Here is a 13,579-nt window from a genome sequence, read left to right as displayed (position 1 = left end):
TTTCAATTGTAAGTTTTTATCTCCAAGGTATCAAGTTGAAATTTAAGTGCTAACCACTTCTTTAGTTTGGCCTGTTCTGATATTTTAATTTCACTGGTAATTTCGGGTTTCCAATCTATAAGAAATGTTGGTATGGTGTCAGTAACCTGATTGTCAAAATCAACAGCTAAAATATTGGCATAGCTAAAACGCTTTATACCCTGATAATTTATCTGTACTTCTTTGCTCAGGTTTTCAAAAGGAATGTCAATGGTTTTTAACCGCATTAATTCCTGTTCCAATAAACGTATTTGTTCATTTTTATTGGTCAAAGCATCTTGATTCGTTATATACAGATCTTCTAAAATATCTGACTTTACCTGATTGCTTAACTGGGCGGCCATTTCACTACTGCGATCTGAGCCCTGATGAACCTTCAAATCAACATTTTTTAGACGTTCATTACTTTTTAAAGCTTTTAGCCACTCTTGAATACGGTCCTGTGGGACGAGGCCGCCTATAAGGTATATATCAATTACCTTGGTTTTATAATCCTGGGAAGATTTTATAATCTCCGTTCCCTCATAGCTTATGGTAGATTCAATAAACTCTTTAATATCGCTATCAAATATTTGACGCTGAATCAAATTATAAAATAAAATTACACTAGGTACAAGTACAATTACAGCTACCAGAGAAGCCATCTGGGCAATAAATCGTCTGCGCTTAGAATTTGCGTAGCGCACCATTGGAAAGCCCAATAATTTAGAAACCACGAAGGTTGATAATGCAATAAAAACCGCATTGATTGAGAATAAATAGAGTGCCCCCAGATAAAATTTAGGATTCCCCACGGCCAACCCATAACCTACCGTACATAAAGGCGGCATAAGCGCCGTTGCTATCGCCACACCAAATATCACACTGGCTATGGTTCCTTTTTTAGTCTTTGCAACAATCAATGCAAGACCACCAAAAATGGCCACCAGCACGTCCAATATCGTGGGATACGTGCGCGCCTCGAGTTCTGAAGTGAGTTCTTTGATAGGGGAAATCGAAAAATAAATATAAGCGGTAAGCACGCTCAGCAAAACCATAATAAAGAGATTTTTGAGAGACTTGCGCAACGTTTCCACATCATTTATCGCAAGGGACAGTCCTACCCCCACAATAGGTCCCATAAGTGGTGAAATAAGCATCGCGCCTATCACTACGGCCGTACTACTTACATTTAAACCAATAGAGGCTATAAAGATCGAGAAAATTAAAATCCAGGCATTGTGTCCCTTAAAGGAAATATCATTGCGGACGGCCGCAATGGTAGAGTCCCGGTCTGTATCATGCCTTAAATTAAAAAGCTCAGACAAAAACCTAACCGTGTCCCTAAAAATATTTTTTGCACCCTTTACAGGTTCGTCTTCAAGATGCGCATTAGATTCTTTACTCTTGTCTTCTTCGTGCATTATACTAGATTATTCCCAAATTTATCCTTGACCTCCTGGCGTAATATTTTAACTTCCTGCTCCTTTTCCTTAGGCATAATAAGAAGGATATCCTCTCGATCAACCACTACAAAATCTTTTAGACTATGCAGAACAACTATCTTTCCATCTTTTGTACGCACAAGGTTTCCGCTAGAATTCTTTGAAATCATATTTGCGTTAATGACCACATTTTCATCTGAATCTTTTTCCTTTTTGTCATATAAAGAACACCATGCACCCATATCGCTCCAGTCAAAAGTCGCGGGTACGACATTTACATTCTTGCCTTTTTCAAGGATTCCGTAGTCAATACTAATATTCTCTACCTTGGGATATTCTTCGTGCACAAAGGTTTGCTCATGGTTTGTATTGAAAACCGGCATTCCCCCACTGAGAATTTTGTACATCTCGGGAAGATACTTTTCAAAAGAATCAACAATGGTCTGTACGCACCAGATAAAAATCCCCGCATTCCAGGCGTAATTGCCCTGTGCAAGAAATTTTTGTGCCGTTTCATAATTGGGCTTTTCGGTAAAAGCATTCACTTTTTTTACATTCTGATCACTATCTGAATAAGATATGTAGCCATAACCCGTATGCGGGAACGTAGGTTTTATACCCAAAGTAACAAGTAAATCATCCTCTCCTTTTTTTACATCGCTGCTGTTACATGCATTGAAAGCAATATCGAGATCGCGTGAAAATGAGGCTTCATCTTCAATCCAGTGATCACTGGGGGCAACCACCATAATCGCATTAGGATTTGTTTTCTGGATCTTAAGAGCCGCAAGCAATATACATGGAGCTGTGTTGCGCATTGCTGGTTCTAAGACAATATGACTGTCTTTTACCATTGGGAGCTGTTCATTGACCAGTGTTTTATAACGTTCATTGGTTAATATCAAAATATTTTCATCTGGTACAAGCTGTGCGAGTCGGTCAAAAGTTTTTTGTATCAACGTCTGCCCTGCGCCCAAAATATCATGAAACTGTTTCGGAAAATTTTCGGTGCTTAAAGGCCAAAAACGCGAGCCTACACCCCCGGCCATGATTACTGCGTAATAGTTTTCGTTCTTTTTCAAAATTTTAAGATATTAGTTCCACTTCAGCATTAGGCTGAAACAGGTAAACGCGCTGGGTTTTCTGCTCAATACATTCGTAACGTTTTATACGTTTATTTCCTTTTTTGAAAATTTTTCCGTTGTAAATACGAAAAACACTGCCAACAGGTATCTCAAATATATAATATTTATCGTTATCTGGATCATACTCCTTTAGCGCAATACTCAAAAGTGCGTCTGTATCACTACTTGCCTTGGGATTTTTAAAGTGTCTTGCTATTAATGGAAGCAATTTTGACGGAAAAATTTCTGGTCTTATGAAGGGAAGCATAAGTTGCTGAAATGTGTGTTTCCACTCCCTCCCGTGTGGTTTTATGGAACGACCAAATTTTTTAAACGCAACTAAATGTGCAATTTCATGAATCAAAGTAATCAGGAACCTGTACGTATTGAGGTTGGTATTTACCGTAATCTGGTGGGTGCCATCTGGCATACGGCGATAATCTCCGTGACGTGTCGTGCGTTCATCAACAACCTTAAGATGCACGCCAAAGGTTTTTATGAGCTCAAAAACGGGTGCCACGGCCTGGTCAGGAATATATCTGGAGAGTATCCTTTCCATGGGAAGTATTAAGGCGTTGAAGCAGAAACAGGCAGGACTTTGCCATTGTAAAATTGATTTCCCGTCAAAGCAAAATTCTTTATGTAGTTAGCCATTTCATTTGCAGAAACTGGCGCTTCGTAACCAGGAAATGCTTCTTCTAGCATCTCTGTCTGTACAGCGCCCAGTGCTAGAGTATTAAAAGAAATACCTTTATCATTGTATTCCTCAGCCAGAAGTTCACTCAAAATAGCAAGAGCTCCCTTTGAAGAACTATATGCAGACAATCCCGCAAATTTTGCGCTACCCTGCACTCCACCCATACTGCTTATATTTAAAACATGTGCTCCTTTTTTCATAAATGGAAGCACACATTGAATCAGACGGGCTACGCCAAAAACATTTACGTCATAAATTTTTTTAAATTCTTCAATGCTTGTTTTTTCAAATGGTTTATTGACCAAAGCACCGGCATTATTAATGAGAATATCAACATGACCCCATTTTTTATTGATGAAATCACCAACTTTTTCAAAGTCGGTTTCTACTGAAATATCGAATGAAAAAGCCGATATTTTATCATTATTGAGGGTTTTTAGCGGTTTGTCATCTCGCGAAAGTGCTAATATATTATGTCCATCCTTTGCCAATTCCTGAACAAGCTCAAAACCTATCCCGCGGCTGGTACCTGTAACTATGATATTTTTTTTACTCTTCATTTAATGTAATTATATGCGCATCACTATTTGTCATTCCTTCAATACCGGGGATTAATGTATTTATGAGCGTGGTTATATGTGGAATATTCATCTGTTCGATCTCATCACCTACCTGGTGATAATAATCAAAATTAGTAAAATCAAAGGTTGAAAGAGTCTGTGCAGGAATTTTCAAAGCCTCATAAAATGAAGCATTATCACTGCGGTAAAAAAGCTGATATTCCTTTGCCTGAGGTAAAAAACCAAGTACTTCCCCATTGCTGTAACTATTAAAAACAGATGCCATATTAGACAGCTCATAGCCGGTCAGATATGCCGAATAGTCTTTATCAACCATGGGAACACCTATCATTTCAATTTCCAGCATTGTGTAAAGATTGACCTGGTTCTGCTTAAGTCGCTGTGCCAGATGCTTAGAGCCCAATAGACCCATTTCCTCTCCAGAAAACAAAGCGAATATAATGCTGCGCCTGTTCGTTTTTACCTCGGCAAAATATTTAGCGAGCTCCATTACCGCTACTGTACCAGAAGCGTCATCATTGGCCCCGTTTGCAATAGAATCTCCCATCACTTCTTCAATTATACCTATATGGTCGTAGTGGGCTCCTAATAGGACATACTCATCTTTTAAGTTGGGATCGCTGCCCTCTACCACACCCACAATATTGTACGTGGGAATACCATTCGCTTCAAAATCATCGTGCATGCTATCAAAGTATGGTTTGATAGCATATTCATTAAAATAGTTTGCTATATAGTCTGCAGCCTTTTCAAGTCCGTCAGATCCTGTTTTACGACCCATCAATTCATCAGATGCAAGATATTCAAGATGTTCCTTAACACTTGTTTCCTGAATGGGTGATTTTACCGCATTATTGACATTATTCGCACGGGATTTGTTTGCCTCTACGATATTCTCAAGACTGGTAGTTGCTTCTTTAGAAGCCTCAACGCGTCGTATTTTAGAAGGCCCACATGCTATTAAAAAACCCAGAAATAAAAAAACTATTACTTTTTTCATGTTATAAATATAAAAATCCCACCGTAGATAGGTGGGATTTAATTGAATCTATTTTATAAAAAATCAATATTAAACTAACATTAATATAGGATTTTCTATATACGTTTTCAAAGTTTGTAAAAATTTGGCTCCAGTAGCACCATCTACGGTACGGTGATCACACGTCAAGGCTAAAGCCATTGTGTTACCCACGACCAACTTCCCGTCTTTTACAACTGGTTTTTGAACAATTGTACCTATAGAAAGTATAGCAGAATTGGGCTGATTGATAATAGATGTAAAACTGGTAATCCCAAACATCCCAAGGTTAGAAACGGTAAAGGTACTTCCCTGCATCTCTTCAGGCTTTAACTTCTTGTTTTTTGCCTTGCCTGCAAGTTCTTTAACTTCTGCATTAATTTGCTGAAGCGTTTTTTCATTGGCAAATTTAACGACAGGAACGACAAGACCATCTGGTACCGCTACGGCTACACCCATATGCACATGGTGATTCAATCGCATTTTGTCATCAAACCATTGTGAATTCACTTGCGGATGTTGCTTTAAGGCAAGGGCAACCGCCTTTATAAGCATATCGTTATACGATATTTTTGTATCTGGCAACTGGTTAAACTGACCACGGAAGGCGATCGCGTTTTCCATGTCAAATTCTACGTTGAGCGTATAATCTGGCGCGCTGAATTTTGATTTGCTCAGACCTTTTGCAATCGCCTTACGCATTTGAGAATTCTTAACCTCTTCATAATCTTCTTCACCGGTTGCCACAAATTGTTGCACAGCATTTCCGCTTCCAGAAGCTGCGGGTGTGTAATTCTCGATATCCTTACGAACAACACGACCATTATCACCAGAACCATTTACTTTATTCAGGTCGATACCTTTTTCTTCGGCTAATTTTTTGGCCAATGGGGAAGCAAAAAGACGGCCATCTGAACTGGAAGTCGGTTTTTCTTCATTCATTTTAGAAGAATCAGTATCCTTTGCTTCTAATTTTTCTTTCTTCTGGGCCTTATCGCTATCAGAAGATTTGGAAGCATCGCCTTTTTTGTTCTGCTGCTCTTTAGTATCCTCTTTCTTCTCTTCCTTATTGTTTTTTTTATCTTTAGATTCCGAAGCTTTTTTACTTTCTGATTTTTTAGAACCTCCAGATTTACCAGAAGCAATTATACCAGAAACATCAGTACCTTCAGGACCAATAATGGCCAATAAGGAGTCTACTTTAGCAGTTTCTCCTTCTTGAATCCCAATATGCAGAAGTGTTCCTGCATAAAAAGATTCAAATTCCATCGTTGCCTTATCGGTTTCAATTTCGGCAAGAATATCACCTTCTGAAACTTCATCACCTTCTTTCTTTAACCAGGAAGCTACGGTTCCTTCCTCCATGGTATCACTAAGTCGGGGCATTTTAACTACCTCAACTCCATCAGGTATTTCGTCTGAAACTTCTTCATCACCTTCTTCATCTTCACTCTCGTCCTCATCTGAATCGGCAGCGTCAGATTTTTCCTCCTGATCGTCAGAATCGCTCTCATCCTCATCAGTGGAATCATCATCTTCTGCACTATCCTCTTCTGAATCATTTGAATCCTCAGAAGCAGCTCCGCCACTTATAAGATCTGATATGTCTTCATCTTCTTCACCTATGATAGCTAAAAGCTTATCCACTTTTGCGGTTTCCCCTTCTTCAATACCGATATACAGAAGAGTACCTTCATGGAAGGACTCAAATTCCATCGTAGCTTTATCTGTTTCTATTTCGGCAAGAATATCACCTTCTTGTACTTTATCACCCTTCTTTTTGAGCCAGGATGCAACGGTTCCTTCTTCCATTGTATCACTCAAACGGGGCATCTTAATTACTTCTGCCATAACTATACTGGTTTATGTTGTAAAAATGGATAATCCTCCTGCTCGTAGACCATGTCATACATCTGCTCTTTGTCAGGATAATCGCTCTCGTCTGCAAATTTTTCACATTCAGAGACAAGTTTTTTCACTTTTTTGTCTATCGCTTTCAGATCATCCTCTGTAGCGAATTTTTCTTTAAGGATTATATCCTTTACCTGGGTGATAGGATCTATCTTCTGATATTCCTTAACTTCATCCTTTGTACGGTATTTTTGTGCATCACTCATGGAATGCCCTCTGTACCTGTACGTTTTCATTTCAAGGAATGTGGGACCATCACCACGTCTTGCGCGTTCTATTGCCTCATCTAAAGCTTCTGCAACTGCAGTAGGATTCATGGCGTCAACCGGACCACATGGCATCTCATACCCCAGTCCAAGTTTCCATATATCCTCATGGTTTGCGGTACGTTTAACCGAAGTTCCCATTGCATAACCATTGTTTTCAACACAAAAAACAACTGGAAGCTTCCAGTTCATCGCCATGTTGAAAGTCTCGTGCAATGAACCCTGACGTGCCGCACCATCGCCAAAAAAGGTCAATGTAACCGAGTCTCTTTTGAAATATTTATCTGCAAACGCAAGGCCTGCACCTAATGGAATCTGTCCTCCCACAATACCGTGGCCACCGTAAAAGCGGTGTTCTTTAGAAAAAATATGCATAGAACCTCCCATACCCATGGAGGTTCCGGTTTTTTTGCCATATAGCTCTGCCATCACACGTTTAGGATCTACACCCATACCTATGGGCTGTACGTGGTTACGATAGGCAGTTATCATTCTGTCTTTAGTAAGGTCCATTGCATGCAATGCTCCTGCAAGGATGGCCTCTTGACCATTATATAAGTGAAGGAAACCCCTAACTTTTTGCTGAATGTACACCTGAGCCAGTTTGTCTTCAAACTTGCGCCAGAAATACATTTGTTCATACCAGTCCAGATAAACCTCTTCTGTTATTTCTTTCATCTATATAATATTATGAGAATGGAGTCCGGACAGTTTATATGTAGGCCGAACGTAAATTTATTTCTTTATTCAAAGCAAAATTTCAATTGTCTTAAGAACAACGGTATTTTTACAATGGACAACAAAAATAATATATTAAAGGGCAAACCTAAAACCCTTTATCGTAAAATTATAAAAAGCCGTTTTTTAAGCATTTTGGAAGCAAAAACGGCCAAAATATACTTCAAAACTGCATATTTCTATAAATAATCCTGAGTAAATAAAAGTGGTAATAGATTTTCCAGGGATTCACTTTTGAAAACCTGACCAGCGTCCCCCATAAAGTAAAGTACTATGGGCTGTTTTTGCCTGACTTCATACTCTGCAATGGCCTGACGGCAAGCACCACAGGGAGGAACTGGCTTTGTAGTTGATTTGCCCATCGCTTTTGCAGAGATCGCCATGGTCTTTATCGCAATGTCAGGGTAATTTGCCCCAGCATAATAAATTGCCGTACGCTCTGCACAAAGTCCAGAAGGATACGAAGCATTTTCCTGATTGCTTCCGGAAAGAACCTCTCCGTTTTCAAGTAAGATAGCCGCTCCCACATGAAAACTGGAATAGGGTGCATAAGCAGCGTCCCTCGCTTTAAAAGACCTTTGCATTAGATATTGAACATCCTCCGGAAGTTCATCAAGGGAGTCATAAACAGCAAGCGTTGTGGCAATCTCTATTTTTTTCATTCCTTGGCTTAATACTCTGAGTATTCATTTCCAAAACCAAAGGTAATACCAAAACGAAGGGTATTTTCCAAAGGATTGCGCACGCTAGAAGTAGAAAACAAATAAGAAACGTCAATATCTATGGTTGTGTATTTAAAGCCAAGACCTAATGTTGCGAATTTACGTGAACCTTTCAGATCACTCTCATTGAAATAACCGGTACGAAGGCTAAAAGCATCATCGTAAACGTATTCTGCTCCCAGGGACCAGGTAAATTCTTTAAGTTCCTCGCTAAAACCGTCTGGAGCATCTCCAAAGGATTGAAACATTCCGCTAAAGAAGCCGATGTCCTGATATTCACGGGCATCTTCTGAATCTATGGTTCCGTCGCCATTAAAATCCTGCGGAGATGGCACTAATAATTTGTTCAATTCAAGGCCAAGACTTACGGTATTATAAGGATCTAAAATAAAGTCAAATCCACCACCCAGTTTCATATTCGTGGGAATAAAGTTTTCCTGACCAGCATCATCGTACTTGATTTTTGGTCCGATATTGGAAATATTGAAACCCCCTTTCCAGCGACCATAAAAATCACTTACGGGAACTTCTTCAGACTGGTAATAACCAGCGATATCCACACCAAAGGATCCTGCTGCACTTGCATCGTCACTATCTACCTGTAGTTTTAGATCACTACGTAAATAACGCATAGCGACAGCAAGAGAGAAGCGCTCACTTAGTCGCAACGCATAAGATACATCTAACGTAAATTCATTTGGTTTCAACAAAAGTCCCAGTTCATCAGGATTTTGTCTCGCTTCAATTTCACCTAAACTAAAATAACGCAAACTTGCTCCTATGGCACTCTTTTCATCCAATCTATTGTAATACGTAACCTGCCCAAGGAATATATCATTTACCAGCTGGCTCAAATAAGGCGTATAGTTCACACCTACTCCCTGCTGTTGTTCTATAAAAGCGTATTTCGCTGGGTTCCATTGCTGGGAATATGCATCAGGACTGGTAGCCACCCCCTGATCTCCCATACCGGCAGCGCGTGCATCTGCGGCAATGGTTAAAAAGGGAACACCTGTGGTAATAACCCTGCTTCCGGTAACTTCTTGAGCGTTAGAAGTATTAGCTCCTATGATACCGATAAGGGCAAAAAGTAATAGTGATTTTTTCATGCTTGGTAGTGATTTTTGACAAATATAAATTTTAAGTACAATTAATGATTAGAGGATTACAAGTTTCTCAAATTTTTCAACCTTTTTATTGGTTAACGTAGATTTAACGGTAATCTTGTATACATATACACCTTTACCTATTTTATCTCCAAAATCATCCCGACCATCCCAGGTTATCTCCCGTGATAAAAAGCCTGTGGTCATCACATTTCTATTGATTGTTTTGACCACCTTACCACTAATTGTAAAAATCTGAACCTGCACGTCAAGCGGCTCATATGGCCGGTTATGATTGAACCAAAACTCTGTGTAATTCACAAAAGGATTGGGATAATTGAGCACGTTTTCTAATTGTATATTGTCATCTCCCGCCACGACAAACTGAAGATCTGCCGTAGATGAGTTATTATAGGTGTCCCAGGCTTTTACGCTTACAGTGTGCAATCCCGGTTCAAGATCCCTTAATTTGCGCAGCGCTTTTCCTAAATTGAAATTATCAACATCACTTTCATAAAAATCATTGAGAATGATAGGCTCTGTTTCATTACCGTCTAAGATTGCCACCAGGTCATGTCCTATCCCGCTGGCCGTATTTATTCCATTATCATCCTCCAGTTGCACCAGTAAAAAAGGTGATGTATTTGTAACACCTCCATTGACAAAACTTTCATCATTCATGTAAAGTTTAATCAGCGGACCAGTATTGTCTTCAGGGGCATTTTCGTTGAGTCCGCCTACAATGATTTGTTGATTGGCACCCGTTTGATCCTCCAGTTGGTTTTCCCTTTTCGCATATAAGCTTACCCGCCCATTCCCCGTAGGTATGAGCGCATCTTTGGGCACCACAAAATCAAAGTTGAAACCACCATTATCTATAGAGGCCTGCCCGCGGTATAAAATCGTCCCCAGGGATTTGAAATCAAGGATCAAAAGATTCCCATTTGCACCGCGCGTACCGTCATTGCCCAGCGTCTGGCGGTCTATATATTTATCATAAACGGTTGCGGAAAGCGTACCGTTATAATTGGGTATGCGCTGGCCACCCGCGTTGATTACCTCCCCGCCCAACTTTACTTTGCTCAGTGCCTTAAGGGTATCTACGGCTTGCGTGAGAGGAACGTCGTTTATCGTGGTAAGCCGAATGCTGGGCTGTGGAAATGCCAGTTTCATTGCGGGATCGCCTATGAAAAAAATCACCCTGCGCTTAGAATCATTGATCATGTTTTTTGTTTCCCGAAGGTTTTCGGCAACGCTGCGAATGGTGTTTGTACCAAAGGAAAATAAATTCCCTGCCAGCACCCTATTAAAATTAACCCCTAACCTTACCGAAATCTGCCTGGTTGTCGCCACAAGACCCACGGCACCACCGTCAGCGTTCCAGAATAATTCTTCACCTGCGGCAGGACGTGTAGGATTATCAAAACGCGTGAATTCACAGGTCACGGTAACAATTACCGGCAATCTTGTCCCGTTATTTAGCGCTTGCGCATTGGCCCTGGTAAAAATAAATTCTGAAGCGAGGGTATCTTCACTGCCGTGACCCAAATAATTCAGTACAAGTGTCCCCACTTCCAGTGCATCTGCAATGGCAAGATTTACTTCAGGATAGCGATCCCCACCGGCTGAAGATTCCTGCTGGTAACTATCACTGTGAATTTTCACCACATTTACAAAAGGTTTTTCACGCTGTATATCATCGCCAAGGGCATCTAACGTACTTTCAAGTTCGGTAAATTCCCAGGAGACGTCCACATCATCAGAAACAAGAACAAAATTATTCCGCCAGCGGCCAAAGGAATCGTCCAGATCGTAATTGATGATTTTGTTCACAACTTGATTGGCGAGCTGTGGAGTGTCTGCTATGATCCTGCCCACCGCAATATCCAACCTATCGCGACCGCCACTGCCTATGGGACTTCCGTCCTCAATAATACCTTCAAAGGGATCCAGTGAGCCAAAATAATCATCGCTCATATAACTGGTGGCCTGTGAAAAACTATTGTACGTATTGAAGGTGGGAACTATGTTATTGTTGCCGGGAATCCTATCCTTGTAATCTATCGAAGTATCACCAAACAAACACAGATAACGCAAGCGCCTGGCTTCAGAAGAGGCATTCTCATAAACATAGCGCACAAAATTACGTATGGCACCTATATCTGCATGACCAGAACTAAACTCGTTATAAATCTCGTCAATGGTAACTACCTTTACATTCAATCCTCTGATATCCCGGTTATGCTGCGCAAGTCTTTCGGCCTGCGGCCGAAGCAAATCACTCGTGACCATAAGATAATCAATATCCTGAAAACCGCCGTTACCATTAAAAATCGTTCCTTTTAGATTCTGATTTGTGAGCCTTGTATTGCCGTTTTCACGTAATGGAACATAAAAATCATCTGGATTTACAGCGACAAATTTTCGCAGAACACCTACCGCAGATTTAAAGCTAAAAACCGGTAAATTACCTGTATTTTCAGCCGTTTTTATGGCAAAAGGATCAGTAACTTCCCATATTTCGGAAAATTGCGCGGCGTCTTGCAGCACATATTCTGCCACACCAGATGCATTAATGGTAGTATTTTTCTGAAAAGCTAGCTGGGCACCTGCACCACGCAATTCGCGTTCCGCCTGCAGGGCGATGAAATCAAGATATCCCCTACTGGATGGATTGCCACCATTGCTATAGGACAGGTTCACGGTAATTTCTGAGGAAGACACACCTATACCCGGATTTCCTGCTGGATTGTAAAAAGAATCATAGCTCCTGGCCTGGGCAAGGATCGCATCACTTATGGGAGAAAAGTTTAAAGTGGTTAAACTTTGACCATTTACGGAAACATTCATGCCCGTAGGGGATTCTGAAATCGCCGCAGCATAAGCCCTTACCTTCACCGGCTGACCGGCAACGAGATTAGGGAAATCAAAAACAAAATCCTGTTCGTTCTGAAAATCAAAGCGCTCCCCAAACCAACGGCGACCCAGTTTCACGAGGTTCTCATTATCTTCTTCATGGAATTGATAATCGTCAAAAGTCGTGATCTGCTGCGTTGCAGACCCTTGTGGTTGTTGCATGGTCGTTATGCGTTTACCTGTACTTCCGCCTGCGGTAATAAAATAATAAGAGCGGTCATCGTAGGCATTTATGTGCGTGAGGCTTTCTTCATTAAAACCACGTGTTCCAACCCCGTAAAACAAAATATAATCGCCCGTATCAAAAGAGCCATCGTTACCGCCCACTACTTTGATGCTGTTTTCCCTGGGATCAAAAACGGTATTGTCCATATTTAAGAGCGGTAGCATTTCCCCGCCATTCCCATAAATTTTCAATGCGTTTGGATCTATCGCGTTCACATTCATTCCCAGGCTTTCCAGAAACTGTTTATCCAACTTAAAAACCCCTGTTTTATCAATATAGAACTTGAAAAAATCCCCACTGGCCAGCACAGAATTGGTTACGTTTAACGTATTAATGGCTTGCTTTTGATTGCTTCGCTGCGCGGAAAAGCCAACGGTAAATGCCGTGACCCGTTTAAGAATACCATTGTCTTTATATATAGGGGCTATACCCGCCCATGCGTAGGAAACACCCCGGGCTCGCGAACGCCCATGGGTAAATTGAACTTTATTGGGGATAATAGAAATATCGAGATCCTGTAATTGACTTGCACTAATAGGCTCACTTACAATGCCGGTTATTGTGGGATTTGTAAAACTGCCGGTTTCCTCCCATTGCGCATAATAGCGCAAACCTTCCATGGCATCGTAGGAGAAATTGGCTGCGTCAAAACCAGGTACATAGATAGGTTTCTGATCTGTAGATACGTTCATTTTTTCTTCCCAGGTTATCGCAAAACGCCTTGTTTGCGCATGGTTTATGCCAATAGAAAGGAAGACTAAAAAAATCAGTATCTTTTTTTTCATCAAAATAATAACGCTATTATGCAAAG

At 40.6% G+C, this 13,579-nt stretch carries 10 protein-coding genes; all 10 read right to left on the bottom strand.

What is annotated here, in order from left to right:
• Window positions 1-2: 2 nt before the first annotated feature.
• Window positions 3-1,442 (bottom strand): DUF389 domain-containing protein, encoded by a 1,440-nt coding sequence (locus tag P162_RS13320; protein ID WP_031428033.1) that lies wholly within the window; start codon window positions 1,440-1,442, stop codon window positions 3-5.
• Window positions 1,442-2,512, bottom strand: a complete 1,071-nt coding sequence (locus P162_RS13315) for a mannose-1-phosphate guanylyltransferase (RefSeq protein ID WP_031428031.1) — start codon at window positions 2,510-2,512, stop codon at window positions 1,442-1,444. The genes P162_RS13320 and P162_RS13315 overlap by 1 nt, the downstream gene beginning before the upstream one ends.
• A 37-nt stretch (window positions 2,513-2,549) precedes the next feature.
• Window positions 2,550-3,146, bottom strand: coding sequence for a SprT-like domain-containing protein (locus tag P162_RS13310; protein ID WP_031428029.1), 597 nt, complete (start codon window positions 3,144-3,146; stop codon window positions 2,550-2,552).
• Window positions 3,147-3,154: 8 nt separating this feature from the next.
• On the bottom strand, window positions 3,155-3,844 hold the full coding sequence (locus P162_RS13305; protein WP_031428027.1) for an SDR family NAD(P)-dependent oxidoreductase: 690 nt from the start codon (window positions 3,842-3,844) through the stop codon (window positions 3,155-3,157).
• Complete coding sequence (locus tag P162_RS13300; RefSeq protein ID WP_031428025.1) at window positions 3,834-4,865, bottom strand: M28 family peptidase; 1,032 nt, start codon at window positions 4,863-4,865, stop codon at window positions 3,834-3,836. The genes P162_RS13305 and P162_RS13300 overlap by 11 nt, the downstream gene beginning before the upstream one ends.
• 69 nt (window positions 4,866-4,934) lie before the next feature.
• Entirely contained in the window at window positions 4,935-6,734 is a 1,800-nt protein-coding gene (locus P162_RS13295) for a pyruvate dehydrogenase complex dihydrolipoamide acetyltransferase (protein ID WP_031428023.1), read from the bottom strand.
• Window positions 6,735-6,736: 2 nt separating this feature from the next.
• Window positions 6,737-7,738: a pyruvate dehydrogenase (acetyl-transferring) E1 component subunit alpha gene (pdhA, locus tag P162_RS13290; protein WP_031428021.1), complete on the bottom strand. Its 1,002-nt coding sequence runs from the start codon at window positions 7,736-7,738 to the stop codon at window positions 6,737-6,739.
• Window positions 7,739-7,977: 239 nt separating this feature from the next.
• On the bottom strand, window positions 7,978-8,460 hold the full coding sequence (locus P162_RS13285) for a cytidine deaminase (protein ID WP_031428019.1): 483 nt from the start codon (window positions 8,458-8,460) through the stop codon (window positions 7,978-7,980).
• An 8-nt stretch (window positions 8,461-8,468) separates the two neighbouring features.
• A complete protein-coding gene (porV, locus tag P162_RS13280; protein WP_031428017.1) occupies window positions 8,469-9,629 on the bottom strand; it encodes a type IX secretion system outer membrane channel protein PorV in 1,161 nt (386 codons plus the stop codon).
• Window positions 9,630-9,677: 48 nt separating this feature from the next.
• Window positions 9,678-13,553, bottom strand: coding sequence for a type IX secretion system sortase PorU (gene porU, locus P162_RS13275; protein ID WP_031428016.1), 3,876 nt, complete (start codon window positions 13,551-13,553; stop codon window positions 9,678-9,680).
• Window positions 13,554-13,579 lie beyond the last annotated feature (26 nt).

This window comes from Flavimarina sp. Hel_I_48 (assembly GCF_000733945.1).
Classification (GTDB): Bacteria; Bacteroidota; Bacteroidia; order Flavobacteriales; family Flavobacteriaceae; genus Leeuwenhoekiella.
The sequence above is the reverse complement of the archived record's forward strand: the minus strand, read 5'-3'. Positions and strand labels throughout refer to the sequence as shown.